Origin of the sequence: 'Nostoc azollae' 0708 (assembly GCF_000196515.1) — a bacterium.
Classification (GTDB): Bacteria; Cyanobacteriota; Cyanobacteriia; order Cyanobacteriales; family Nostocaceae; genus Trichormus_B; species Trichormus_B azollae.
Genome location: NC_014248.1, coordinates 4,365,970 through 4,390,609, shown reverse-complemented (window position 1 = coordinate 4,390,609; position 24,640 = coordinate 4,365,970). Strand labels below are relative to the sequence as shown.

The 24,640-nt window shown below is 37.3% G+C and carries 22 protein-coding genes, 1 tRNA gene and 4 pseudogenes; 15 read left to right on the top strand and 12 right to left on the bottom strand.

Annotated elements, in window-relative coordinates; all coding sequences use genetic code 11:
• Positions 1 to 66 precede the first annotated feature (66 nt).
• On the bottom strand, positions 67 to 1,743 hold the full coding sequence (locus AAZO_RS20510) for a glycosyltransferase family 39 protein (RefSeq protein WP_013192680.1): 1,677 nt from the start codon (positions 1,741 to 1,743) through the stop codon (positions 67 to 69).
• Between the two features lie 125 nt (positions 1,744 to 1,868).
• On the opposite strand from AAZO_RS20510, the gene AAZO_RS20505 reads away from it, so the two are divergent.
• Positions 1,869 to 4,226, top strand: a complete 2,358-nt coding sequence (locus AAZO_RS20505) for an ATP-dependent helicase (protein ID WP_013192679.1) — start codon at positions 1,869 to 1,871, stop codon at positions 4,224 to 4,226.
• A gap of 744 nt (positions 4,227 to 4,970) precedes the next feature.
• On the opposite strand, the pseudogene AAZO_RS44130 reads toward AAZO_RS20505, so the two are convergent.
• A pseudogene (locus tag AAZO_RS44130) lies at positions 4,971 to 6,458 on the bottom strand (IS1380 family transposase).
• Positions 6,459 to 6,761: 303 nt separating this feature from the next.
• Here AAZO_RS44130 and AAZO_RS20490 point away from each other — a divergent pair.
• The 3 genes from AAZO_RS20490 (at position 6,762) to rplT (ending at position 8,378) form a co-directional block, all read left to right on the top strand.
• Positions 6,762 to 7,733, top strand: coding sequence for a hypothetical protein (locus AAZO_RS20490; RefSeq protein ID WP_013192678.1), 972 nt, complete (start codon positions 6,762 to 6,764; stop codon positions 7,731 to 7,733).
• 68 nt (positions 7,734 to 7,801) lie between these two features.
• Complete coding sequence (rpmI, locus tag AAZO_RS20485) at positions 7,802 to 7,999, top strand: 50S ribosomal protein L35 (protein ID WP_013192677.1); 198 nt, start codon at positions 7,802 to 7,804, stop codon at positions 7,997 to 7,999.
• 22 nt (positions 8,000 to 8,021) lie between these two features.
• Entirely contained in the window at positions 8,022 to 8,378 is a 357-nt protein-coding gene (gene rplT / locus AAZO_RS20480; RefSeq protein ID WP_013192676.1) for a 50S ribosomal protein L20, read from the top strand.
• 51 nt (positions 8,379 to 8,429) lie between these two features.
• Here the strand turns inward: rplT and AAZO_RS44125 are convergent.
• Positions 8,430 to 9,625 (bottom strand): annotated as a pseudogene (locus tag AAZO_RS44125) (RNA-guided endonuclease InsQ/TnpB family protein).
• Positions 9,626 to 9,737: 112 nt separating this feature from the next.
• Here AAZO_RS44125 and AAZO_RS20470 point away from each other — a divergent pair.
• From AAZO_RS20470 to AAZO_RS42845, 8 genes are all read left to right on the top strand, one after another.
• Positions 9,738 to 10,616: a transporter substrate-binding domain-containing protein gene (locus AAZO_RS20470; protein ID WP_013192675.1), complete on the top strand. Its 879-nt coding sequence runs from the start codon at positions 9,738 to 9,740 to the stop codon at positions 10,614 to 10,616.
• A gap of 59 nt (positions 10,617 to 10,675) precedes the next feature.
• Positions 10,676 to 11,200 (top strand): tetratricopeptide repeat protein, encoded by a 525-nt coding sequence (locus AAZO_RS20465; protein WP_013192674.1) that lies wholly within the window; start codon positions 10,676 to 10,678, stop codon positions 11,198 to 11,200.
• A 197-nt stretch (positions 11,201 to 11,397) separates the two neighbouring features.
• On the top strand, positions 11,398 to 11,580 hold the full coding sequence (locus AAZO_RS42870) for a hypothetical protein (RefSeq protein WP_338026953.1): 183 nt from the start codon (positions 11,398 to 11,400) through the stop codon (positions 11,578 to 11,580).
• A 20-nt stretch (positions 11,581 to 11,600) separates the two neighbouring features.
• Positions 11,601 to 12,017, top strand: coding sequence for a hypothetical protein (locus tag AAZO_RS42865; RefSeq protein ID WP_338026952.1), 417 nt, complete (start codon positions 11,601 to 11,603; stop codon positions 12,015 to 12,017).
• The gene (locus tag AAZO_RS42860) at positions 12,018 to 12,377 is read left to right on the top strand and encodes a copper amine oxidase (RefSeq protein WP_338027224.1); all 360 of its coding nucleotides are present in this window, start codon (positions 12,018 to 12,020) and stop codon (positions 12,375 to 12,377) included. It begins immediately after the preceding gene.
• Positions 12,334 to 12,678: a copper amine oxidase gene (locus AAZO_RS42855; protein ID WP_338026951.1), complete on the top strand. Its 345-nt coding sequence runs from the start codon at positions 12,334 to 12,336 to the stop codon at positions 12,676 to 12,678. Before AAZO_RS42860 ends, AAZO_RS42855 begins: the two co-directional genes overlap by 44 nt.
• Positions 12,642 to 12,932 carry a copper amine oxidase gene (locus AAZO_RS42850; RefSeq protein ID WP_338027223.1) on the top strand — a complete coding sequence of 97 codons (291 nt, stop codon included), beginning with the start codon at positions 12,642 to 12,644 and terminating at the stop codon, positions 12,930 to 12,932. Before AAZO_RS42855 ends, AAZO_RS42850 begins: the two co-directional genes overlap by 37 nt.
• Before the next feature lie 53 nt (positions 12,933 to 12,985).
• A complete protein-coding gene (locus AAZO_RS42845; RefSeq protein WP_338027221.1) occupies positions 12,986 to 13,384 on the top strand; it encodes a copper amine oxidase in 399 nt (132 codons plus the stop codon).
• 166 nt (positions 13,385 to 13,550) lie between these two features.
• Here the strand turns inward: AAZO_RS42845 and AAZO_RS20455 are convergent, their stop codons facing one another.
• The 3 genes and pseudogenes from AAZO_RS20455 to AAZO_RS44120 all read right to left on the bottom strand — a co-directional run bounded on the left by AAZO_RS20455 (position 13,551) and on the right by AAZO_RS44120 (position 15,891).
• Positions 13,551 to 13,802 carry a hypothetical protein gene (locus tag AAZO_RS20455; protein ID WP_013192673.1) on the bottom strand — a complete coding sequence of 84 codons (252 nt, stop codon included), beginning with the start codon at positions 13,800 to 13,802 and terminating at the stop codon, positions 13,551 to 13,553.
• Between the two features lie 132 nt (positions 13,803 to 13,934).
• Positions 13,935 to 14,126 (bottom strand): C4-dicarboxylate ABC transporter, encoded by a 192-nt coding sequence (locus AAZO_RS39575; protein WP_081462844.1) that lies wholly within the window; start codon positions 14,124 to 14,126, stop codon positions 13,935 to 13,937.
• A 129-nt stretch (positions 14,127 to 14,255) separates the two neighbouring features.
• Positions 14,256 to 15,891 (bottom strand): annotated as a pseudogene (locus AAZO_RS44120) (IS1634 family transposase).
• A gap of 1,318 nt (positions 15,892 to 17,209) precedes the next feature.
• Between AAZO_RS44120 and AAZO_RS41710 the strand changes: the two are divergent.
• Together AAZO_RS41710 and AAZO_RS39545 are read left to right on the top strand one after the other, a co-directional pair.
• Positions 17,210 to 17,284, top strand: coding sequence for a helix-turn-helix domain-containing protein (locus AAZO_RS41710; RefSeq protein WP_266889682.1), 75 nt, complete (start codon positions 17,210 to 17,212; stop codon positions 17,282 to 17,284).
• Positions 17,285 to 17,479: 195 nt separating this feature from the next.
• Positions 17,480 to 17,665 (top strand): annotated as a pseudogene (locus AAZO_RS39545) (IS5/IS1182 family transposase); the annotation flags it as partial.
• A gap of 359 nt (positions 17,666 to 18,024) precedes the next feature.
• Here AAZO_RS39545 and AAZO_RS20430 read toward each other — a convergent pair.
• The 6 genes from AAZO_RS20430 to psbZ form a co-directional block, all read right to left on the bottom strand.
• A complete protein-coding gene (locus AAZO_RS20430) occupies positions 18,025 to 18,246 on the bottom strand; it encodes a hypothetical protein (protein WP_144031343.1) in 222 nt (73 codons plus the stop codon).
• 116 nt (positions 18,247 to 18,362) lie between these two features.
• Entirely contained in the window at positions 18,363 to 19,628 is a 1,266-nt protein-coding gene (locus AAZO_RS20425; protein ID WP_013192671.1) for a glutamate-5-semialdehyde dehydrogenase, read from the bottom strand.
• A gap of 4 nt (positions 19,629 to 19,632) precedes the next feature.
• Complete coding sequence (locus tag AAZO_RS20420; protein ID WP_041643543.1) at positions 19,633 to 20,040, bottom strand: hypothetical protein; 408 nt, start codon at positions 20,038 to 20,040, stop codon at positions 19,633 to 19,635.
• A 433-nt stretch (positions 20,041 to 20,473) separates the two neighbouring features.
• A tRNA-Gly gene (locus AAZO_RS20415) sits at positions 20,474 to 20,545 on the bottom strand.
• Between the two features lie 149 nt (positions 20,546 to 20,694).
• On the bottom strand, positions 20,695 to 21,252 hold the full coding sequence (gene ribH / locus AAZO_RS20410; protein WP_013192669.1) for a 6,7-dimethyl-8-ribityllumazine synthase: 558 nt from the start codon (positions 21,250 to 21,252) through the stop codon (positions 20,695 to 20,697).
• A gap of 185 nt (positions 21,253 to 21,437) precedes the next feature.
• Positions 21,438 to 21,626 carry a photosystem II reaction center protein PsbZ gene (gene psbZ, locus AAZO_RS20405; protein ID WP_041643540.1) on the bottom strand — a complete coding sequence of 63 codons (189 nt, stop codon included), beginning with the start codon at positions 21,624 to 21,626 and terminating at the stop codon, positions 21,438 to 21,440.
• 235 nt (positions 21,627 to 21,861) lie between these two features.
• Between psbZ and AAZO_RS20400 the strand changes: the two genes are divergently transcribed.
• Positions 21,862 to 24,585: a CBS domain-containing protein gene (locus AAZO_RS20400; protein WP_013192666.1), complete on the top strand. Its 2,724-nt coding sequence runs from the start codon at positions 21,862 to 21,864 to the stop codon at positions 24,583 to 24,585.
• The last annotated feature ends 55 nt before the right edge of the window (positions 24,586 to 24,640 follow it).

The window sequence follows — 24,640 nt, the reverse complement described above, 5'->3', positions numbered from 1 at the left end:
CCAGTTATCAGTGGAAGAAGGCAAAAAGCAAGAGGCAGAAGAAAGATAATATTTATCCTATGTTCCCTATTCCCTCTTTTCACAACGATAAAGCTGATAGGGAAATTGACCACTACGATAATGCTGGGTAGGTTCTATATCACAATTGATTTGCCCAGCAATTCTTAACTTGCCAGCGTAATCTTTTTTTCTCATTCCTGAGCCTACAAACCATAAATGAAACTGAGATTTATGGAAGTGGGAAAATTTACCAACCTTGTGAGTAAGAGAAGATAAATCAGCAGATTTATATACAAAAGCCAAACTATCATTATTGAATGAGTTTGATTGGTTTTGAATTTCATGGTATCTTAATTTCTCCAATGCCAAAGCCCAACTTAAACCTGCTGCTACATCTTGATAACTGTCGTATTTTATCACCAACATCAAGGGTACATCAGGTTCTAAATTCATATTTTTGGCAACTAAGTCAGGTAGAAAAGGTTTTTGAAAAGTTAAATTATTAACAACAAAAATACAACTGACAATACCTACTATTAGAAAAATGAATCTTGTCGTTCTAATTTTTTCTAAACTTGCTGCTAAAAGGGCACAAAACCCAGGATAGTAAACAAAACTATAACGCGGGACAAGCGTAATATCTTTACCTAGTAAATAAGCAATAATTAAAAATTGAAGTAAAACAAAAAAAGTAAAACTCAAAAGAATTAATGTAGATAAATGAGTTTTACTTTCTGACCACAGTAATTTTAAACTTGTAAAAACTTGTATTCCCACCCAAATTGTAAACACTACCATGAAACATCCACAAATAACCGCAATTCCTATGGACTGATTTTCTAGAGGGAGAGAAATGATCATTAATGCCCAATTAATCAAAGTATGATAGATGGGTTCAAGATGATGAGGAGATGGCAACCAGTTAGTATCTAAACTACGAAAACGGCTGAATACTACCAACAACCAGGGAATATAACTAATAATAACGCCGCAGGTAGATATAGTTAGATATAAACAAATTTGACGCAGGTTAATAATTGTTGTTCTGCCGTAATAAATTATTAGTGACAGTGTGGCAATCTCGGCACTAAACGCGATACTAAAAAAGTAGTGAATATAAAGACCAAGACTATTAAGAATTGACCATAATAACCAAACACCAAATCTAACATGCTGCCTGGTAAAGATATCTTGCTGGATTTTAATGAGCAAGAACAATGATAAAATTATCAAGAGCATAGGTAAAGTGTAGTGCCTTGCTTCTTGGGAAAGATACACAGCAAAGGGGGATAAAGCCATGAACAATGCGGCAATGATTCCAGAAGCGGGATAAAAGGCAATACTATTAACACCATAAATGGCCATGATAGCAGCCACACCAAATAAAACTGAGAGCGATCGTAACTTTGTTACCCAATCTGTACCCAAAGGATTTAACCACCCTAACCAACTGTACATACCACAAAAGAACAGCGGTGGATGCGTAGAATAACGGGCAAGATTTTCCGCAATTTGAGAACAGGTAACCCCAGGCTGAAAAGTAAAAATTTCCTGTAGCTGGTGGAGAGGAAAAACTACATATAAAGGTAAATCACGGTAACTTTTACCCAAACTAAAAATAGCAGTAATTATTTCATCTAGCCACAGGGGTTTCAAGTCCAAATGCCAAAAGCGCAAAATAGCCCCCAGTGTAATAACACCAGTTAAACCCAGATAATGTAGATATAGTTTGCGATTGAGCATTCAGGTTTGATTTTGCCCCTTCCCCTCTGAACTGACAAGTATTGAACACTAATTAAAGATAAATAATAAATCAATGTTGTTCATTTCTCTGCTGTCATAATTAAAATAGAAGTCTAAATTCTAATATGTCAAAAGATAATTTTATGGTTATAGTCAATCAAGAAAGCCTGGAAATAGAAGATATTCAGCCATCACCAGCAGCTAAGTTACGAAAAAATATTGACAAAATTCGTCATAGTCTGCGACCTGGACAAAAGCAAATGGCTAATTGGGAATCGGGTCCATTGGCTGTATCTGCTGTGCCTGGTGCTGGTAAATCTACAGGAATGGCAGCAGCAGCAGCCATAGCAATAGCTCGCCAGTATCAGTATTCCCTCACCACAGGTAATAATTATCGGCGTCAGTTAGTAGTTGTCACCTTTACCCGTTCTGCTGCTGCTAACCTAAAATTAAAAATCCGCGATAAACTTAAGAAACTATCCTTACCACAAACAGGCTTTGCTGTTTATACCCTCCACGGTTTAGCCTTAAATATAGCCAATCGTTATCCTGATTTATCCGGGTTGCAGTTAGAAAACGTCACATTAATCACCCCTAATCAAACTCATCGCTTCATCCGCGCAGCCGTAGAACAATGGATTACAAAAAATCCTGAACTTTATCGACGCTTACTAGAAGGTCAAAAATTTGATGGTGAAGAAACAGAAAAACTACGTCGTCAGTCTGTGCTACGCACAGAAGTATTACCAGACTTAGCTTATACGGTCATTCACGAAGCTAAAAGTTCGGGAATATTACCGGAAAAACTCTATAAATGGAGTGAAAGAACCCAAGATACCTATCAAATTTTACAAGTGGCAGCGGGATTGTATGAACAATATCAAAAATTAATGGCTTCCCAAGATTTCATTGACTACGATGATATGATGTTAGCCGCTTTACGCGTCTTAGAAAATTCTAGCGCCAGACGGATTGAACAAAATCAAATTTTCGCAATTTTTGAAGATGAAGCCCAAGATTCTAGCCCACTACAAACGCAGCTTTTAGAAATACTAGCTGGTGAAGAAGACGGCAATAATGCAGATCAGTCAACACTCAATTTAGTCAGAGTTGGTGATCCTAATCAGGCGATTAATTCAACTTTTACACCTGCTGATCCGATTTATTTTCGGGAGTTTTGTAAGAATTGTGATATTAATCAACGACTAGCAACAATGAATCAAGCTGGTCGTAGTAGCAAAATTATTATTGATGCAGCCAACTTTGCATTGGAGTGGGTAAATAGTCAATGGTCAACCATAACTAAGAACGGACAAACACCATTTCTCTCCCAGAAAATTGCGGCTGTTAATATGGGTGAACCCCAACTAAATGCTAATCCTGCACCATTTGGTAAAGGTCTGGAATTGTATAGCCCTCGTGATATTCATCATACAGTTGAGTTGCTTTCCCAGAAAGTAATTGAATTATTTACTCAAAACTCTGATTCCCGTGCGGCGGTATTAGTCAGGGAAAATCGTCAAGGGAGATGGTTAACATCGGCTTTAGAAGCTATTTGTCAAGAACATCAAATTAAACTTTATGATGTGGGAGAAATGGAAAGACGTTCTCATGTTCCACAAGAAATTTTATCATTATTGCAATTTTGCGATCGCCCGCATTCCTCTGATTATTTAAAAGCCACTCTCCAGGTTTTAGTACAACGTCAATTAATTCCCATCCAAGACATTAACTCCCTAGCCAGTATCCCAGAACAATTTTTATATCCTGGACCCCTAGCCACTCCTCAAACAGAAATAGTTCGAAAAGCTGCTCATTTGTGTCGCAGTTTACTTCATGCCCGTTTAGAACTACCCATATATCAAATTATTCCGTTTTTAGCCTTAACCTTAAATTACGACCAAGCGGAGTTAGCCACCGCTGACAAACTTGCAGAACGGGTAAACCTGCAAAATTGGGGTAATAATTCTATGGGTTCAATGCTGTCGGCTTTAAGTGAAATCGTCAATTCTGAACGCTTTGAACCAGTAGATACAGAAAATTCAGAAGAACAATATACCAAAAAGGGACAATTAACAATTACCACTATGCACAAAGCGAAAGGGTTGGACTGGGATTATGTTTTCCTACCGTTTTTGCATGAAAACTTAATTCCTGGTAAATTTTGGGTTCCTCCCCAAAGCCAATTTCTAGGCGATTTTACCTTATCAGAAGTAGCACGCGCCCAAATTCGCGCCGGACTTCATCAACAAACAGAAACTATACCCAATGTAAGCCAAGCTTGGGAACAAGCCAAATACCTTAAAATGGCCGAAGAATACCGTTTATTGTATGTTGCTATGACCAGGGCAAAAAGACTTTTATGGATGTCTGCGGCGCATCAAGCACCATTTACTTGGAGTAAACCTGATAGTTTACAAGCTTCAGCCCCTTGTCCGGTATTTGCCGCTCTAGAGCGGCAATTCTCCAGCTATACGAATTGATACGAATATTATATCGGTTTTTCCTCTTCGCTATGAATATATCCCCGACCTCTCCGAAAAGTTGGGGATATTGTAGTTTTTTCTACAAAAATCGCAGTAATCCAAAACCATAGAAACTTCAGAAAACAAATTGGGAATATTAAAAATTAGACTTGTAAATTTACCGAAAGAGATCACAACCTTTCCTATTTTCCTATAAAAAAATATAAATTTTAACACAAAATTCATCAAAAGTTATGCGACACAATCAAAAACTCTATCTATATTCATTCATCCTTAAATTGTTTTAGATTCGTTAAAAAAGTTATACAGCCAAGATTATGTTAGTGGCTGTTTTAGGCACGCACATCCCACTTTTGCCATTACTTTTTAGTTTCATCATATCCAACTCCTATTCTTTAGAGATGTTAGTGCGAGTTATATTAATTGCGCTGTTAGCTACCTTAGTAGGTACAGTAATTACCCTGTATGCCCTAAACCCGGATTTCTCACAAGCAGTAAAAAATAAATTTACATGACCTGATGTGAGACTAAATTTTGATACATCATCAATCAAAACTGAATCGCAGAGATAAATTAAATATAAAATCGCATTTATAAAGCTAAAATAGTCACTATCTTTTTATTGGTAGTAAAATCAAAATGCTCTGTTCATAAAATGAAGCATGACAAAACAAGACTTGAATCAACCCAAGGGCGAACTATGATTACTTAGAAATAAGTAAAAGGCAATTTAACTTCAAATTAAGCAGTATTAGTGAGCATTCTTAAGCGTCTATGAGCAGTAGCAAAGATATGTCTGTATGGGTAAGAACTAGTAATCGCAATTAAAATGGGACGTGTACTTACAGTAATTAAAGCTCCTAACTGCAATAATTTGGTACGAATAGTCCCAACAGTAGCATTTTGTAATTCGGTTTTAGCTAAACATTTTTGACCCAAGGCATTGAGCAAAACCTAAGCTATAGAAGAGAACGATAAACCTAATTGATTTACCGTAAATGTATGGTTGCTTGTTCTATCACTAAAAAGTTCTAATTGTTGTTCTTTAAAACGATTTTCCATCTCCCCTCGCTGACAATATTTTTGTCTATATAGTTGACTAGGAGGTACTTTATTAGTAGAAAGTGAAGTTACAACAAAATGAACATGAGTCCCTTTTACTCCATATTCAACTTTAAAAACAACACGACGACTATGGCTCCAAGATTCACGAGCTTTATAGTCTAACGATTTATACCAAATTGAGTTATTAATCAAGTCACCAGCAAATTCTGCAAGTTCTTCATCTGGTTTAAACATAGTTTCTAAGAATGAAACTACTGTTGATAGTTTTTACTCAAACTCAAGGGATGCTCTACTTTGAGTCTTTCTAGTCATCCCAATTAAACGACTATTTTGCGCCAATCCAAAAACATAATCCACACCCATTTGGGATTCATACCATGTCATGATATCGTCTCTAGAATAAGCACTATCTCCACCTACTAAAATCTCAACATTCTTCCATTGTTGACCTATTTGTTTAATCACTCCTTGTAGTTCTGATAATGCCCCAAATGCTGGGTCTACGTTTGAAGGGCGAAGTTTGGCTGCTAATAGATGTTTTCCACAGAAAACATAAAGTGGAGCATAGCATTATCCCCCATCATAAGTATTGGAGAAAACTTGCTCCTGATAGCCGTGTACTAAGTCATCAGTTACATCTAAATCCAAAACAATTTCTCTTGGTTCTTTGGCGTAACATTATAGAAATATTTTGACAAATAAGCTTTCAATTGCTGATGGAGAATGTCCGATTTTATGGTACCCGCTGTCTGCTCCTTGTTCCACATCTTCAGGACAATGTTCCAGGGGATTTAATGTACTCTTTCCTGCCAATATTACAGGTTCATTCTCTACTCCAATACTTTTTCCTAATGCTATAGCAAACATCTGGTCATGACGTAATTCTTCGTGGTCATTCAAGTCTTCATACCCCATGACCAGCCCGTATATTCTTTGTTTAATTAAGCTCTCTATTGAATGGTCAATCCGATTTGGCTTTCGCTAATCTTGGAAACATTGTGCAAACTGTGATGTGATTTGCAATTTTCTGTCTATTTCAGCAATTAAGCTGAATCCTGCATCTGCTCTTACTGGTCTACCCTGGAAATTGACTATGACTGGCAGCCATTTTTGTTGCTCAAATTTCAACTGTTTTGGTATACAATCTGTTGAAGATGGGGTCATGGTTTCCAACTGCTGAAATGCCTGCTGTATATACATTTTCGCAGTCTTCGATCCCTTTTTTTTATCTTTCTGTGAGAAATCCGGGTAAATTCCCTACTTTCTCCAGTCATTTTGACATCTACAGCTTTAAAGGAATACAGAAATATATTCCTCGTATCAAAGAATATGGTCGGTCGGAACGAAGACATAGTAGTTTTCATGTCGGTTTATATTGCCAATTATCAATTACCAATTTCGGGAACAAAATTATGATGAAAATAGTAAATAAATGTGTATCTATCTAAAGATTTGGAAAAAACATCTATGTTATCGCATCTGAAAAATAACTCTAAATTATCTCAATCTGTTGTTTTAACTCTTGTCTTAAGCAGTATGCTGGCTTGTGGAGTGGATGTTGCTAATAATAATACATCTGTAGCTATTCCTGGATCTGAACAGATACAAATCGCCCAAAATACTTTACCCGGAGATATTTCTACGGCTGTGCTAAGGGATGCTTCCCTGCGTTCAGGGGTGAAAATCGCTGATTTGAAAGTTTCTCAAGTCACACCGAAAACCTTTGGAAATCGCTGTATGTTTGAGTTTAAGGAAGTTTGTACTAAGGAATACAGACCTATTCAGGGTTGGGTGGTCATTGTCAGAGTTAAACAACAATCTTGGACTTATCATGTTAGTCAATCTTCCCAAATTGTGATTGACCCTAAAATTAATATATCTAATGTTTCCGAACTACCAAAAAGCATTACGGATAAAGTGATTACAGATGCAGCTAGCCGTTCTGGTTTACCAAAAAGTGCCATAAAAATTACTCGCTCTACAACAAAAACTTTCAGTAATTCCTGTGTGTTTAATTTTGGTGAAGTCTGTACTCAATTGTTTGACGCCGTAGAAGGTTGGCAACTAATTGTGAAGGTAAAAGGAGAATCTTGGACTTATCATGTAGATAAATCCGGTTCACAAATCGTTCTTGACCCAAAAATTACTACCTCTAAGGGTTCTCAACTACCAGAACAAATCGCTGAAAAAGCTTTGATTGATGCTTATCAACGTTCTAACTTACAAACTCGTGCTATAAGAATCATTCGTTCTACACAGAAAACTTTCAGTAATGGATGTGTGTTCAACTTTGGTGAAGTCTGTACTCAACAGTTTGACCCTATTAACGGTTGGGAAGTCGTTGTGAGAGTCAATCAAGCGTCTTGGATTTATCATATAGATCGAACCGGCTCACGCATCGTGTTAGATCCGAAAGTCAGCACAGCTTTAAAAAACTAACTCTCAATTGTTTAAATTAGGTTCTCTTAGTATACAATGAGAGATTGTGTCGAATCAAAGCCATCCCCATGCCTAAACTCAAAACTCGTAAAGCAGCGGCAAAGCGATTTCGTGCCACAGGTACAGGTAAAATCGTCCGTCGCAAGGCTTTCAAAAACCACCTTCTTGAACACAAGTCTGCTGACAAAAAGCGCAATATGTCTAAGATGGTAATTGTTGATGAACGCGATGCAGACAATGTACGCTTGATGCTTCCTTATTTGTAAAACATTCTTCAGGTAGTAATATATGACCCGGGTAAAACGCGGTAATGTAGCTCGTAAACGCCGCAATAAGATTCTCAAATTAGCTAAAGGTTTTCGTGGTTCTCACTCAACTCTGTTTAGAACCGCTCACCAACAGGTGATGAAGGCGCTTCGCAGTGCTTACCGCGATCGCAAAAAGAAAAAGCGTGATTTTCGCCGTCTGTGGATCACTCGTATTAACGCGGCTTCTAGACAAAATGGTCTGAGCTACAGCCAGTTAATTGGTAATCTCAAAAAAGCTAACGTTGAACTTAACCGCAAAATGTTGGCACAATTGGCAGTTCTTGATCCTGCAAGCTTTGCTAAAGTCGCAGAACTGGCAAATTCTGTTAAAGCTTAATTAAGGGATAAAGGTAACAACGGATGAATAGCGGATTTGAGACTCCCCAACCTAAAGGAGTGGGCATTCTTCATTACAAGACCCAACTTGCTGTGACAGGATTTCTCCAATCATAGTGGTGGTCTAATGTCTTGAAGCGTTCCGTTCCGATCTAAGATCCAAGTTCTCGTATGCCCTACGGTACTCAAGGCTAATTTCAGAATTTTGATAGCAGCATTCCAGTCTCGGTCTAAAACAAACCAACATTTGCAACCGTGGGTTCTCATTGACAAAGACTTTTTGACTATCGCACCACAGTTAGAGCATTCCTGGTAAGTGTAGGCAGGATTAACTGCAACAGTTATTCTGCCAAGCTTTACCCCAAAATACTCCAACCATTTTCTGAACTGATACCAACCAGCATCATTAATTGACTTGGCAAGACAGTGATTTTTAACTAAGTTCTTAATCCTCATTCTCAAATCTTGGTAGGCGACCAAATCGTGAGATTAGATTATGCAACGAGCCACTCTCTTGGCGTGTTCTTCACTTTGCCTACTTATTTTGAGGTGTATTCGCCCTAGTCGATTAATGGCTTTTTTACGATTGGCAGAGCCTTGTTTCGCTAGTACGATAAACCTGGGGTTAGGTTCGATGTTACTATTGCTATCAGTATACAACTCTTTGAGTCCTAGATCTAACCCAACGGTCTTACCTGTGGGCTGTGCTTCTACTTTGTTTTCTGATACTAATTAAAAACTGAACATAGTAGCGATCCGCCGTACGTATCAACCTAACTGATTTTATCTCGTCTAATGGGTAGAAGTTGAAATCCCAAGTTCCTTTGAGTTTCAGTTTGCCAATATCCTTTTTGTCGGTGAAAGTTATTTGCTTCCTAGCATCAGATAATTTCCACCCAGATGTCTTGTATTCAACTGAGCGACAGACAATTTTTCTGAAACCTTGGATATCCCTTTTTGCCGGGAATAGATTTCTTGCAGTTGTCGTAGAACCGAGCTATGGAACTATAGGCTCTTTCGATAGAGGCTTGGCAAGCACTTGAGTTCAAAGCTTTAACAAAGGGGAACTCTTCTCAGAGTGTTTTACTAAGGCGGTATAACTCTACTCTTTCTGCCCTACACCTCGATTATGCATCCAAAAAAAGATACGATACTCTCATTGCGGACAAATTGAGCCGTTCTAATTGCCTCATCAACAGCATTGTATTCAGTTGCCAGCCCCTTAGCTTTGAACTCCAAGAAGAACATTGTACGTGGAAAACTTCTACGCAAAATATTCTAGCATTAAAAAGCCGTCCTAGACGCACGGGGCTTTAAACCCATTTTTTCAGTAACAGATGTCCCCTGGGGGGAATTAAAAATGATCAACCCATTGGGATTTTTGATTGAATTTTTAATTGAAGCAAAGCAAAGGTCTACTATGAGTCGGTTACATCTGGTATTAGGCGCTACCTTAATTTTAATTTTGTGCTTGTTTTCTCTGGGGACAGATTTGGTTGCATCTGGCGCAACTCTCCCAGAAATTCAAAAGCGTGGTTATTTGACTGTGGCCGTAAAAGATAACCTACGTCCTTTGGGATTTAGAGATGATAAGGGCAATTTACAAGGCTTAGAAATTGATTTAGCCAAGCGTTTAGCAAATGATTTGCTGGGTAAACCAGATGCTGTCAAATTTCAACCTGTGGCTAATAGTGATCGCTTACCTGTCATTGTCGAAAATAAAATTGACCTTGCTATTGCCAACGTTACAGCCACTGAATCACGCTCACGCATTGTTAGTTTCAGTGTTCCTTACTATTATGATGGCGCTGCAATAGTTACTAAAGATACTTCTATAAATCAGTTAGAAGATTTATATCGACGTAAAATAGCTGTCCTCAATAATTCGAGCACTATCTTTTATGTAAAATATTTTATACCTAAGTCTGAGTTAATAGGCGTTAGCTCTTATGCCCAAGCACAAGAAAAAATAGAAAGTAATGCTGTTGATGCTTTTGCGGCTGATAACAGTCTTCTTAGCGGTTGGGTACAAGAATATCCTAAATATCACATCTTACCCAGCCAACTATCAACTGAACCCTTATCTGTGGTCATGGCCAAGGGTTTGCAGTACGATGAGTTTAGAAGGTCGGTCAATGAAGCTATCGCACGTTATATAGCTACAGGTTGGCTCAAAGAAAGTACACAGCATTGGGGATTGGGTAATAGTCAGGAGAAAACATTAACAACTGACAGATGACAACCAACAACTGACAAAATAGATCAAGAAGAAACATTTAATAGTCTATATTTCAGCCAATGGATAATAACCTAGTCCTTGTTTATCTCTCAATTTTCGTCATTTTACTCGCATTTACAGCAGTGAGTGTTTTTCGCGAGATTTTCAAAACTCGTAAACTGGAAAACTCTCTTTCTAAGTTAAAAACCAAATTAACAAAAGAAAAAGGTACAGCCCAAGAATATTACGAATTAGCCAGTATTTATTCCGAGAAAAAAGTTTTTACCCAGGCGATACCCCTATTTCAAAAAGCCATCAAAGCTGCTGAGGAAGAAGGAGAAGAAAATATTGCCCCAGTTTACAACGGATTGGGTTATGTTTACTTCGCCCAAGAACAATATGATTTAGCTATTCGTCAGTATAAAGAAGCACTGAAATTGAAACCCGATTATGTAGTAGCCTTGAATAATCTTGGTCATGCTTACGAGAAGAAAAAATTATCTGCTCAGGCGTTGCAAATGTATGAAGAAGTATTAAAATTTGCTCCCAATAACGCTACGGCAAAACGCCGTGCTGAATCTTTACGGCGCTTAGTTTCTGCATAAAGATACCATTTGGTTTCATCCAGAGCTACAGAAACGCAAAAAGTAAGAACAATGCCATATACAGGGTATTGCAGGTAACGGAAGTACAAAAGTAAAAGGGTTTTACCGCTGATCACTGACCGCTGGTTATTATTGTAATTTTACTGTTTTTGAGCAAAAGCATTGAAATCAATAGATGTATTTTGTTCTTAAACAGTATGATTAAGAGTTTACATCCTTTTTTTAGGTTAGCGATCGCTATCTTCGTGAGTTTTCATTTCTGGCTAAGTTCTCCTCAGATTACATTTGCTGAGGAAATCATCACACCTCATCCTCTCAACCCCTTAACAGAAAGAGAAGTTAATACCGCCGTAGAAATATTACAACGGGAAAAAAATTAAGCGAAGCCACATTTTTTTCCATGATAACTTTGCAAGAACCTGATAAAAAAACAGTTTTAAATTTCCAACCTGGTCAACAATTTCCACGCCAGGTATTTTTAGAAATTTATGAACGTGAACTTAATAAAACCTTTGTAGGAATAGTAGATTTAAATAAAAATACCCTCACTAAGTGGCAAGCAATACCCCAGGTTCAAGCAGCCATGTTACCACTAGATTATCAACTTGCAGAAGAAGTAGTTAAAGCTGATTCACGTTGGCAAAGTGCCATGAGAAAACGAGGGATCAAAGATTTTGCTCAAGTCCAAATCAGTTGTTGGGCACCAGGAATACTCACATCAGAAGAACAAAAAAAAGGTAATCGTATTTGTCGACCATTATCCTATTATCGATGTCAATATGGGAATTACTTTGCTCATCCCATTGAAGGAGTTTGAATTACAGTTGATTTAAATAAAGGTAGAGTTGATAGTTTTGTTGATCGTGGTGTAGTCGCTATTTCCCAAGAAAACTGGGACTATGCTCTTTCCTCTTTTGAGAAATTAATTCCCGCACCAAAGCCATTAAAAATTGTTCAACCTGAAGGAACAACTTTCAAAATTCAAGGTAATGAAATTTCTTGGCAAGGTTGGCATTTTCGTTATTTAATGCACCCCCGTGAAGGTTTAGTTTTATATCTTGTTAATTATCACGATGGTGAGAAATCCAGACCTATTCTTTATCGTGGTAGCCTTTCGGAAATGGTAGTTCCTTATGGTGAGCCAGATCAGAACTGGTCATTATTGGTCATTTCGTAACGCTTTTGATGTGGGAGAATACAACATTGGATTATTAGCCAATAAATTAGAATTAGGCAAAGAGATTCGTGAAAATGGCATTTTATTAGATCCTGTATTTGCTAACGGTGAGGGAGAATCTTATCTAGTAGCAGGGGTAATTGGTATTTATGAAAAAGACAATGGCGTACTTTGGAAAGATTTTAATTATCATAATCAGAAAAATTGTGTACGCCGTAATTGGGAATTAGTAATATCAATGATTAAGTTGATAATTATGATTACATCCTCAATTGCATATTTCACCAATATGGAACTTTAGGAATTAAAAATGAATTAACAGGAATTTATTTACCACAGGAAACAAATGTAAACACACAAACTAAAAATCCATCCTTGGGGCGGTTATTAGCTAAAAATATCTTCGGTGTAAATCATCAACACTTTTTTAAGTATCGTCTAGATTTAGATGTAGACGGACAGAAGAATTCTGTCATGGAAATGAATGTTAATTCACTACCCATAAGTCATACAAATCCTTTAGGTAATGCTATTACTTTGGCAGATACTCAATGAACCACAGAAAAAATGCTGTGCGAGATGCAGACATCAAACATAGTCGAGAATAGATAATAGCTAATACGGATAAAAAGAATAAATTAGATGTTCCTACTACATATATTTTAACACCTGGTGGAAATACAATTATGTATCCTTTGGAAGGTGCAAATTTTAGAGAAAAAGCTAATTTTGTATCTCATCATTTTTGGTTGACAAAATATAAAGATGGTGAAATGTATGCAGGTGGTAATTATCCTAATCAAAGCAAATTAGGGGAAGGTTTCCCAAAATATATTGCTGATAATGAATCTTTAGCAAATGAAGATATTGTGGTGTGGTATACAATGGGTATCACTCACTTTCCTCGTCCTGAAGATTGGCCAGTCATGCCTAGACATGAAGTGAGTTTTAAACTGATACCCAGGGGATTTTTTAGTAAGAATCCCGCGATTAATTTGGGTGAGTAATAGAAATTCAAAATCCGAAATTCGAAGTTCAAAATTAAGGTTCTATCAAAATATCAGGGTTTCAGGGTTTGAATCTATTTGCGAATTTTGGATTAACCAGATAAATTAATTGTGTAGAGACTTATAATACAGTGTCTATACATTTTTTATATTTTTTCCTTTGCTGCTAAGTGCGAGGACGTTCAGGCTTTTTTAAGTTATATAAAAATAAATGTAGAATTTCCAGTGGTGACATTGGGGAGGCATGAATCATTAAGTCATCATTACCTGGATGTATATGAAATCGTTTTCTTTTATCTTCATGATTATGTTCAAGTCTATTCAAGTCAAGGCGTAAAAATTTCTTTGGGTTCTCTTCTAAAAATCTGATTTCAAAATCATATGTAATAATTTCAGCAGGTTTAATATTTTCATTCACTAAGATTGCAAAATTAAACCAGCATCTATCAAATCTTTGAAAATAGTCAATGTCTTTGATGTCTTTGAGGCGCTTAAAGTTTTGCTTTCCTCCAGTTAGTTATTTCAAACCCACATTCCGCACCCTAAAGTGCTACAGAGAGAAATTACGGAGAGAAAAAATCCAAGGGAGCATAAAAATAAACATATACAGTGAAGAAAGGCATTGGAGAAACAGTAAAGCACCAAAAATAGCATTAAAAGCTATTCTCAATAAGGAGCAATAAGAAAGAACACCGCCCAGAGGAGTCAACAGATAAATGAAGATATTCAAGAGATAAATCATAACTTAGACTAATAGATTGAAGTAAAAAAAGAAATTATGGACATAGTAAAATAGAGCTATAAATCAAAGACATTAGGTTATTTTTTGATAGAAATTAAATTAATAGAGATAAATTAATAGAGAGAAAAATTAGGTAACTAATTGATAGTAGGGAAAACAATGCTCTGGTAAAAGATTCACAATGAAATCTCTCTCTTGAGTCCAGTAACAGCTGTGTTTTTCTTGGTTAAGTGTAACTAAATAAATAGACTGAAAGCATGGAAAAATCCAGCGTAAAGTGGGGCGGTCAGTTGGTTTACCCAATTGATTTTTACGGTTGATTTAGACTCTCTCACAGCGGTTGTAATTTGTCGTTGCGCTCAAGTATAAACCAGCAGACATAAACCCATAATCATTCCCAGGGACTCTATTCTCTCTGGACTTTTTAGGAAAATACTGTCTGCAAAAAATAATGGGTCTTTGAGAAAAGCAAACCCTCTCTGGCAAGACTGTTGAGCTTTATATTCACTCAAGATGGAGTCATGGGTAAGTTCATTGGAATCCAAAAAGTTTGTAGCAAAAATAAAAGGCCCTGCCCTCAGAAATTCTGTATTAATTTTACTTTCATTCTGGGAGACTGTAGCTGATATTTCAGAGGATATCTCTCCTGAACTATCTTTTTTCTTAGATTTGATTTGAGTAACGTTACTCTGGTTAATTTGGTGATATTTGAATTGTTTGAATAGTTTAGATAACCCCTTGATAGCATCACCTTCACAAGCAAATTTTTCTGGTGATAACTTTTTGAAATCTTGCACAGCTTTTGATTGTGCCTTGGTAATTTTTTGTGAGAGTTTACCTAGGTCTGATTCTCTTCTTTCTTCACTTTGCACTACTAACCATCTTTGTTCTATTCCTGGATAATTTACTGTTTTTGAAGCTAGTTTATATCCGGGTAAGTTACTATCAACAAGTTCTGGTTCTGGTAATGTTGATATTAATGATTGTGCTGATTTTACGCTTAATGGCACTGGACATAACCAGCTTAAATATGACATCATTCATCATTTTTAGATTTGATTCTGTATATAAGGCCCAGTCTACTACTATGAGACTGTTAACTTTTAATTGTTTTTGGTACTCTACTGCTATTTTACCAAAGCATGATAAATCTCCTTGGTTTCCCGATGCTAGTATTAAAAATATATATTGGTATGTCTCCATCTCCTGAACATATTATTTCTATGATGAACTGTTTTAACTCCGCTCTATGGTCACCAGAATAACCGTAGGTGATGGTTATTTCTTTTGGTGATTTTACTGCTAATTCTTCTAGTTCTTGATTGTTTCCTACTTTTTGACTCTCAAATATTACTTCTGGTAAGCTGGTATTATATTGCCCATGTATGTACATTTATGATGAGTCTAGATGGCCTGCTCATAGGGATACTCCAAATTTTTGGGCTGCTTTTAAGGCGACAATAAAAAATATTCTATCCAATCCTTTTATAAATAGTTTATCCATGACTCTCCCCAGTTTATCGTCCTTGAGATATTCTGGTGTTACTCCTGCTCTTATTAGATGGTCACAGGGGATTGTTTCAAAATCTTAGGGAAATATCATATATAAGGGTTTTTATACAAATCCTAACCCGTTTATTATCATGGGTTTTACTAAATGACCCGGACTCAGTTTCTCTCCAATTTCAAGGATTATTTCTACTACTCCTATGATGTCTATTATTCCTGCTACTATACCTAAATGGTCTAGGTTTTGAATTTCCATTTTTTGAAGCTTTGATTCCACAACAGAATTATCCACAACTCCTGTTGTGATTCAATCATTTCTTCTTCTGTTCTAATTTAATTTTTAAATCATTAAATTTTCTTTTCTTTTATCTTCTTTACAAAACTTTATTCTCTCACTCTATAGCCATTTTAATCATACTATTCTCATTAAGCCTTTTCTTCCTTGCAGGAGTTTTAGTTCGTATGTACTACTATCTGTGACAGTTAGGGTACAGTTAGGGTGCGGAAGGTGGGTTCAATAACTCCTTTTTCTCAATGTCATTTTCAGGAAACTATAAATTTCATGATATTGCATTTTCAACAACTTCTTATCACAGTCTGCTGTTAAAGATTTCAAACGAATTAATGCTTTAATTGCTACTTCCTCTAGAAAATTTTCATATGAGCAAGCTTGAATGATCTTCTCAAATAAATTATAAGACTCTGGGTTATTTTATACATCAAAAAAGGCTGGTAATAGAAGTAGTCTAAACTCTTAGCAACTGTATCATGATAGTTACTATAAATCCCTGTTAATAGACCTACTAACACTAGACCAATACCGGCAAATCATATTGATTTCGCATCTGAAAATACAAGCCGCATAAATTTTTGAGCATCGTTAATTCTATCTAATTAATCAAATAGAATAACCAGATATGCATATTTTTCAGATGTTAACTTAGTTAAGTCATTGACTGTTTTTACTAACTCTAACTTGATTCCATAGCCCTCTATTTTCTTAGGAAGAATGCCTTGGACACTAATCACTGGTTCGTAATAATCAGATTCGTCATAATACTCGCTATCATTTTGCCAGCTTACGAATTAAATCAATGGATAGTATAACATTGTTATCTTCACTATCTTTCATAAGTTCAGCAAGTTCTAGCCCTGCAATTGCAGTTAGAACGCCAGTGGTTATTTTGGAAATATATGTATACAAACTAACGTCTACATATATTACATGGGTATCTTCTATCTCATTAATTTGCTGACAAGCAACTAAGAATTAGATCTGTCTGGAAAATCTACTTGGTGTCAGAAAAATGGTAGAAGGGAATTCTGAGGGTGTACCAAAAGGAAAAATCCAGTAAATTAACTATATTCAAGAATATCCACATCCTACAAAACAAATACTGGGAATAACTAAGCATCAGTTTCAATACTTGTTAGCCCGAGCTGAAATGTAGCATAAAAAACTTCAAGGTGACATAGGAAGTAAAAACATAGGTATAAATCAGAAAGGAGGAGGGGGGAAAGGGAAACTAGAGATAAAGGAACAGGTATGTCTATGCTTATTCTCTTGGAGGAAAATGCCAACATTTGAGGTTTTAGGTTTGCATTTCGGTATATCCAAAACGGAAGCAAAGGACACATTTGATTACTGACTAGAGATATTACGAAATGTTTTGCCTGCTAGTCTCCTTGAATAGGTAGAAAAACATGATAGCGATTATGCCATGGCGATAGAACTATTGACGGAGTTTCACTTAATAGTGGACAGCATGGAACAGCCATGAGGAAGGCCTTCAGATAATCAGGAGCAAAAAAGGTACTTTTCAGGTAAGAAGAAGCAGCACAGATTTAAAAATCAGTTTGTCATCTTACCAGAAGGAAAAGATATTGTCGATGTAGAAGTAGGAGAAAAAGGCCCAACCAGTGATATTAGCTTATTTCAAGAGCAACAAGGAAAGTTTCATAAAAACCAAATATTTGAAGAAGATAAAGCATATCAAGGAGTAAAGAATATACCAGACATTATAAGATAAGAAACCACGTAAAGGAGAATTGACCTCAGAACAAAAGGCAGGAAACAAAGAGTTTTCCACCAAAGGTATTTTTGTTAAACAGGTCATTAGACTTGTAATATTCCGGATACCTCAACAAAGATTTCCCCTGGATTCCTGAATTTACTCATAAGTAATTCTTACTATTTGTGGTTTAGTCACATTAGGAATCGGTTTATTAGTTTTGCCCATTTCATAAATGTTATGGATATGAGGTCAGTTATAAATTAGTTATCAACATCTTCATGGATAGGAACTATCCGTAACTATTCCCAACCCTGATTCTTTCCTTGGCTCTTTCCTCATCTTAACACTATGGAAAGCCAGACACATACTCCTTTCTAAATTTTCGTCCCTCTCTTTTGAGTTGTTTTACCAGAACCAATACCTCCTAAAAGAAGATGTGAAGACAATGGACGCAAAGCTATGCGATTTGAGATATTATCTACAAGTAATTTTCCTGGTGCGTGGATATAATAACCACTTTCAATTGCTACTGATGGATTTGCTGCACCCTCAAAGGCTGCCATCCTTTCCCTAACAAGCTTTAGTCGATTAGACATATAAATTCAACTTCTCTGTTTACGAACTTGAGCGTACTGTGAGAAATAGCTGAATATCTTTAATGACTATTTTAAATGAATAAATGAATAACAGTTTTACTTATCACTCCTCACTCCTAAAACCGTCCATTTCCCTGAACGATATGCTTCACCGTAGTCAAGGTTTCCAAACTCATAAACCCCCTGCGATGTCCTTTTTGATTAGACATTCCCAAAAATACTGCATCTCCCCGTGAGGAGTTGCGGGAAAAACGCGGGGATGCATTGATATAGGTGGAGGCGCTATTTACTCCTAAAGCAAATTGCCGACTTTCTTGGTAGGATTCTGTGACAATACAATCCGCATGACCGCTACTATATTGATTAATCCACGCGATCGCACTTTCTAAACTATCCACCAATTTAAACGCCACTGTCTTCGTTAAATAGGGAGTTCCCCATTCTCCTTCTTTGGCTAACTGCAACTGGGGAAAGGCTTCTACTAATTCTGCATCTCCTTTGAGTTCAAAGCCTTTTTCTTTTAAGCTATTCCATAACACAGATAAAGAAGAGGGTAAAGCTTGACGATGAATCAGCACTTTTTCAATCGCGTTTACCGGATCTGGTTCACTCTCATGGCTGTCGAGAATCATCCAGCGCACCATTTCTAAACTACTATTCAACGACCAGTACAGGTAAGAATTACCCATGGCTGACTTTAAAACTGGACAAGTTGCTTGTCTAACCACCTGTTGAATTAAGCTAGAACGTCCGTAGGGAATGACTAAACTTAAATACTGGTCTTGGGTGACTAAATCTCGCACAGAAGCACCATGTTCGGCTGTAACTAGTTCTATACAGCCTGGTGGTAAACCAACTTCATTAATAGCATTTTGTAGGACTTGAGCGATCGCAGCATTGGAATGACTAGCTTCTGTACTGCCTTTGAGAATCACACTATTGCCTGTTTTTAAGCAAAAACCAGCTGCGATCGCCCCTAAATCAGGAAAAGCCTCATAAATAAATCCAATCACGCCCAAAGGCATCAACTGGGTATAACTCTGAGAATCTTCCTGTTGATAATCAGCCGTCCTTACCCGTCGCAGCGGATCTGATAATTCTCCCAGACGTTGGAGAATGGCCACAGCATTCTCTAACCTGGAAGGAGTTAACTTCAGCCAATCCAAAATTAATTCCGACACCGCCATTTCTCGACTTGCTTCTAAGTCCAACGTATTCGCTTCGAGAATATCGTCGAATGAATATTCAAGCCCCTGTGCCATCGCCAGCACAGCACGACTCCGATCCGCCCCTTTGGTAATCCCTAACTTAAGGGAAGCTTGGTAAGCGCGTTTGGCGCTGTTCATGGGTTCGGGACAATCATCAAAAACTTCAACAGTCATTGAATTAACGTCTGTAAGTAAGCCAGACCATAATTGCTGGCAGAATAGCCAATAGCACCGCTACTATAGCCCAAGCAATAATACTTGAACTATTCGCCAAGCGTAATGCTAATGGTAGCCATATAATCACTAGCACGAAAATAATGCCCAACGCTATCGGCAAATAACTTTCTCCTAACCGGGGTTGGATCACATACCAACTTTTCCCCGTCCAGCGCCAAGCACGCTTATAGGGATAGGTAGTAGAAAGTTGCTCCAGCACATAACCATTATCTTCGACAACGAAAATTTGTTGACAGCGATTGCAACCAAAAGCTTCTGTCAGAGTGATCGGAATTAACCGCCCCCGACGACGACAAGGACAAGTATAATCCGTATTTAAATCTATTTTTTCAGGTTTTTGAGATGGCACAAGCAGTCTAAATAACTTGAGCGTGTTTTTCTTAACAGTTATGAGTGGGGATACTTCCACTCTTAGCACTAGTTCTAGTATATTTCTGCCAGTATTCCAGCCGCTATTTTCAATGCAACAAAATACCGAGCAAGATAGCTCTTAGTAGTTATCCGTTAGGTTTGAGTCCAGCCATTAATAAATATCAAGCCTGGAAATTTAGTAGCGATTATACTGCAAACGGGTGAAACATAGACTTATGTCATACTGATAGCGCAGGGTGGGGTAAGCCATGGGTAACTTAGTGCAGCGGAGTATCTCGGAAATTCTTCACTATCTCTTTCAGAGACGCTGCGCGAACCTTCAGAATGACACTTTTCAACCGTTTTTAGTATACACAAACCTAATAATAATTAATGTTAATATCAATATATTAACATTAATTATTATTATAAGCGGGTAACGCGATTCGAACGCGCGACATCAACCTTGGCAAGGTTGCGCTCTACCACTGAGCTATACCCGCAAATGTTATAATAATCTCAGTCTGTCAGATTTATTCTGGTTTGTCAACCCCTAAATTTATTTTTTTTTTGAAGAGGAGTTGAGGAGTCAGGAGTCAGGAGAGAATAAATTTTATTCTCCCAATCTTCCCAATCTTCCCACACTCCTCTTCTAAACCACCTCTGACTCCATAGGATTTTGTAGTGATGCTGCTAAAGACTGACCATGACGAGCATAGGGTTCTGCTAGATTAGAGCGTAATTGACGCATCAAACTGGCCATTTCTATAGCGTTCATGGCATAATCCCAGCCGTGATTACTTTTAATCCCTGCGCGTTCCAATGCTTGCTGCATAGTATCTGTTGTCAAAATGCCAAAAATCACAGGTACTCCTGTTTGAAAACTTGCAGCAGCAATACCTTTGGCTACTTCAGCAGATACATAATCGAAATGGGGCGTTTGTCCCTTAATCACCGCACCCAAGCAAATTATGGCATCATAACGATGGGAGAGTGCCAACTGGCGAGCTACGGTAGGAACTTCGAAACTGCCTGGAACCCAAATATAATCTACCTGATTGCCTTGAGGATCGGGATTTATACCATGACGCTTCAGACAATCTTGACATCCTTCTAAAAGCTTGACAGTAACCAAGTCATTGAATCGACCAATCACCAGCGCAAACTTTAAAGGCTCTGTTTGAGTAAATGTTCCCTCAAAAACTGCCATGACTGCCTCTTATAACTATAACTTCTTAGCCAATACTCTTTTCTGGATGGAATATAGAGGAGCAGGAAAGCAATGTCAACATCGAAAAAGAACAAAGATATTTTTGCGTCCCTTTCCTGTAAACCCAGCTTTTCTGCTCCTCTGAATTTTTATGTTATGTGTCAACGTCTGTTTGCAGCCGTTATCTACACCACAAAAAAGTTTAATAAACCAACTAAAAGCACTAAGGCAATCCAAACACCAGAACCCACCCACAGGAGCTTTTTAGATTCAACCCAGTTTTGAGGAGTTGCATAAGCAACAGGAACACCAACAACCAGGACGAAGGACATCAGAACCAGAGATACTAAAGCAAATTGGAATACTATGCTCATTTTTACTTTTCCCAACACAGTGAAATCGTAACTTTTCCCTAGGCTGTCACTATAAAATGGACAGACTGGGTTGCTCAGTGACCCTTGTGAACTCACTTGGTATCCTCTGATCAATTAATATTTTACTTCTGGTTTGTAACAGTTGCTCAATTCAGTTATCAGTTATCAAGGAATAGGGAACAGATAATTATTTATTCTCCCTCATCTCCCTCATCCCCAGTCCCCATTACCTCTTATGGATATCATTCTTTGTCACACAACTGCTGATTTTGACGCTTTAGGGGCGGCTGTGGGGTTAACTTGCCTCAAGCCAGGAAGTAAGATTGTCTTGACTGGGGGAGCGCATCCACCAGTACGGGATTTTTTGGCGTTGCATCGGGATGAATATTCGCTGATTGAAAGGCGTTCTGTCAATCCTGAAAAAATCCGTTCTTTAACGATAGTGGATACTCAACAGCGCGCTCGCTTGGGTAAAGCTGCTGAATGGTTAGATTTACCCAATGTCCAGGAAATTGTAGTTTACGACCATCATCTTGGACAAGATAGTGATATTCCCAGGACGCAATTATATGTTGATAGTGTGGGTGCAACGACGACTTTAATGGTAGAAGAACTACAAAAGCATCAGATTAACCTCACATCTCCTCAAGCAACTGTCATGGCCTTGGGTATTCACGTTGATACAGGTTCGTTAACATATAACCAATCTACACCCAGAGATGCTTTAGCGTTGGCTTGGTTGATGCAACAGGGGGCAAGTTTATCTGTAATTTCAACCTACCGTGATCCAGGTTTATCACCGCAGTTGCAACAATTATTAACTGAGGCGCTGGAAAATTTAGAATATCTTTGTCTACGTGGATATACTATGGCTTGGGTGACATTAAAAACTGGTGCTTTCGTACCAGGGTTATCAGGTTTAGCATCAAAACTGGTGGAGTTGACAGAAATTGATGCCCTAATTTTGGCAAATGAATATCCTTTGGGTGAAGATGAATGGCGATTAACTGTAATTGGGCGGTCGCAAATTCCCCATACAAATCTTCGTCTCTTATTGCACCCTTTTGGTGGTAGTGGACATTCCCAAGCCGCATCTTTAAATATTCGCACCAACGACTCACAAGAAATTTTACAACAACTATTAGATAGATTAAAAGCACAAATTCCCCATCCTCCCACAGCCAGAGATTTAATGTCTTCTCCTGTACGTACTATTCGACCAGAAACCACCATTAGTGAAGCCCAAAAAACTTTACTCCGTTACGGACATTCTGGTTTATCTGTTGTTAATGATCAAGATAAAATAGTGGGTATTATTTCCCGACGTGATTTAGATATCGCTTTACATCACGGCTTTAGCCATGCACCCGTTAAAGGTTATATGACAACTAATCTAAAGACAATTACACCAGATACTATCCTACCGCAAATTGGGTCTTTAATGGTGACCTATGATATTGGAAGATTACCAGTTTTAGAAAATGGAAATTTAGTGGGTATTGTCACTCGTACCGATGTTTTAAGAGAAATACATCAAGCAGAAAATCAAAATACTTCTTTCAGAAGGGCTATGCTAACAAAATTAAAAACTCAAACTTATTCTCAGGAATTAGGACTAACAATAGAATTAGAGAAACGTCTCCTGCCTCAACTTTGGCAATTATTAAATATAGCTTCACAGGAAGCAGAAAAACGCGGTTGGCATCTTTACTTAGTTGGTGGTTCAGTACGAGATTTGCTGTTAGTAGAAGCTCAACCGGGTACATTAATGATTAATGATATTGATTTAGTAGTTGATGGTTTTCATCAAGCAGCAGATGTGGGTGCAGGTATAGAATTAGCAAAAGCACTCCAGCAAATTTATCAAAATGCCCGTTTAGAAATTCATGGTGCATTTCAAACTGCTGCTTTACTATGGCACAAAGACCCGGAATTAGATTCATTATGGGTAGATATTGCCACTTCTAGAACCGAATTTTATCCCTATCCTGCAGCAAATCCAGAAGTTGAAGCTAGTTCTATTCGTCAAGACTTATATAGAAGAGATTTTACTATTAATGCAATGGCTTTAAGGTTAACATCTCCTCGTAGTGGTGAATTATTAGATTTTTTTGGTGGTTTATTAGATTTACAAGCCAAGCAAGTTCGCATTTTACACCCTAATAGTTTTATTGAAGATCCTACTCGGATTTACCGCGGTGTCCGTTTTGCTGTGCGGTTTGGATTTCAAATTGAACAGCGAACTGAAGAATATATTCGCTATGCTATAAATAGCGGAGTTTATGATCGAACTTCCCAAGAAAATACCAAAACACCTGCTTTACAAACTCGTTTAAAAGCAGAATTTAAAAATATCCTCGCAGCAACCTATTGGCAATCAGCTTTACATTTATTAGATAATTTAGGTGCATTGCGGTGTCTTCACCATAGCTTAAAATTAGATGGGGAAGTTTTACGACAATTAAGTTTATTAGACATTTATTTACGAAGATTTGGCCAACAACAAAATCTACATGATTGGCAAATGCGTTTAGAAGTATTAGTTGCTCACTTAGAACCAAAGTATCAGGCAAAGGTAGCTAAGAATCTGCAATTAGCTGATGATAGTATTTCTAGATTTAACAAACTGTTTGCAGCACAAACAGAAATTATTACATCTTTACCCAATTGTGAACTTCCTAGTCAAATTGTCCATTTATTGAGAAAATATGATTTGGCAACTTTAATTTTAATCGCTTTGCAAAGTCCGCGAAAAATCAGACGAAAAATCAGGCATTTTTTAACTAATTTAGCAAAGATACAACCTTTGTTAAATGGTAATGATTTAAAAGAATTAGGTTATAAACCTAATCCATTATATAAGCAAATACTAGATGATTTATTGACAGCTACTCTTGATGGTACAATTAAGGATAAATCTGAAGCACGAGAATTTTTAGCCCAGCATTATCCTCGGTAATCTTAATTATTGGAATTCTTCAAAGAATGAGGTTGATATGCAAGTTAAAATATTT

Excerpts from the sequence above, each read along its gene's own strand:
- AAZO_RS20510 (WP_013192680.1), bottom strand. The coding sequence starts at position 1,743 with ATGCTCAATCGCAAACTATATCTACATTATCTGGGTTTAACTGGTGTT.
- AAZO_RS20505 (WP_013192679.1), top strand. The coding sequence starts at position 1,869 with ATGTCAAAAGATAATTTTATGGTTATAGTCAATCAAGAAAGCCTGGAA.
- AAZO_RS20490 (WP_013192678.1), top strand. The coding sequence starts at position 6,762 with ATGTTATCGCATCTGAAAAATAACTCTAAATTATCTCAATCTGTTGTT.
- rpmI (WP_013192677.1), top strand. The coding sequence starts at position 7,802 with ATGCCTAAACTCAAAACTCGTAAAGCAGCGGCAAAGCGATTTCGTGCC.
- rplT (WP_013192676.1), top strand. The coding sequence starts at position 8,022 with ATGACCCGGGTAAAACGCGGTAATGTAGCTCGTAAACGCCGCAATAAG.
- AAZO_RS20470 (WP_013192675.1), top strand. The coding sequence starts at position 9,738 with ATGATCAACCCATTGGGATTTTTGATTGAATTTTTAATTGAAGCAAAG.
- AAZO_RS20465 (WP_013192674.1), top strand. The coding sequence starts at position 10,676 with ATGGATAATAACCTAGTCCTTGTTTATCTCTCAATTTTCGTCATTTTA.
- AAZO_RS42870 (WP_338026953.1), top strand. The coding sequence starts at position 11,398 with ATGATTAAGAGTTTACATCCTTTTTTTAGGTTAGCGATCGCTATCTTC.
- AAZO_RS42865 (WP_338026952.1), top strand. The coding sequence starts at position 11,601 with ATGATAACTTTGCAAGAACCTGATAAAAAAACAGTTTTAAATTTCCAA.
- AAZO_RS42855 (WP_338026951.1), top strand. The coding sequence starts at position 12,334 with ATGGTGAGCCAGATCAGAACTGGTCATTATTGGTCATTTCGTAACGCT.
- AAZO_RS39575 (WP_081462844.1), bottom strand. The coding sequence starts at position 14,126 with ATGATTTATCTCTTGAATATCTTCATTTATCTGTTGACTCCTCTGGGC.
- AAZO_RS20430 (WP_144031343.1), bottom strand. The coding sequence starts at position 18,246 with ATGTCTAATCGACTAAAGCTTGTTAGGGAAAGGATGGCAGCCTTTGAG.
- AAZO_RS20425 (WP_013192671.1), bottom strand. The coding sequence starts at position 19,628 with ATGACTGTTGAAGTTTTTGATGATTGTCCCGAACCCATGAACAGCGCC.
- ribH (WP_013192669.1), bottom strand. The coding sequence starts at position 21,252 with ATGGCAGTTTTTGAGGGAACATTTACTCAAACAGAGCCTTTAAAGTTT.
- psbZ (WP_041643540.1), bottom strand. The coding sequence starts at position 21,626 with ATGAGCATAGTATTCCAATTTGCTTTAGTATCTCTGGTTCTGATGTCC.
- AAZO_RS20400 (WP_013192666.1), top strand. The coding sequence starts at position 21,862 with ATGGATATCATTCTTTGTCACACAACTGCTGATTTTGACGCTTTAGGG.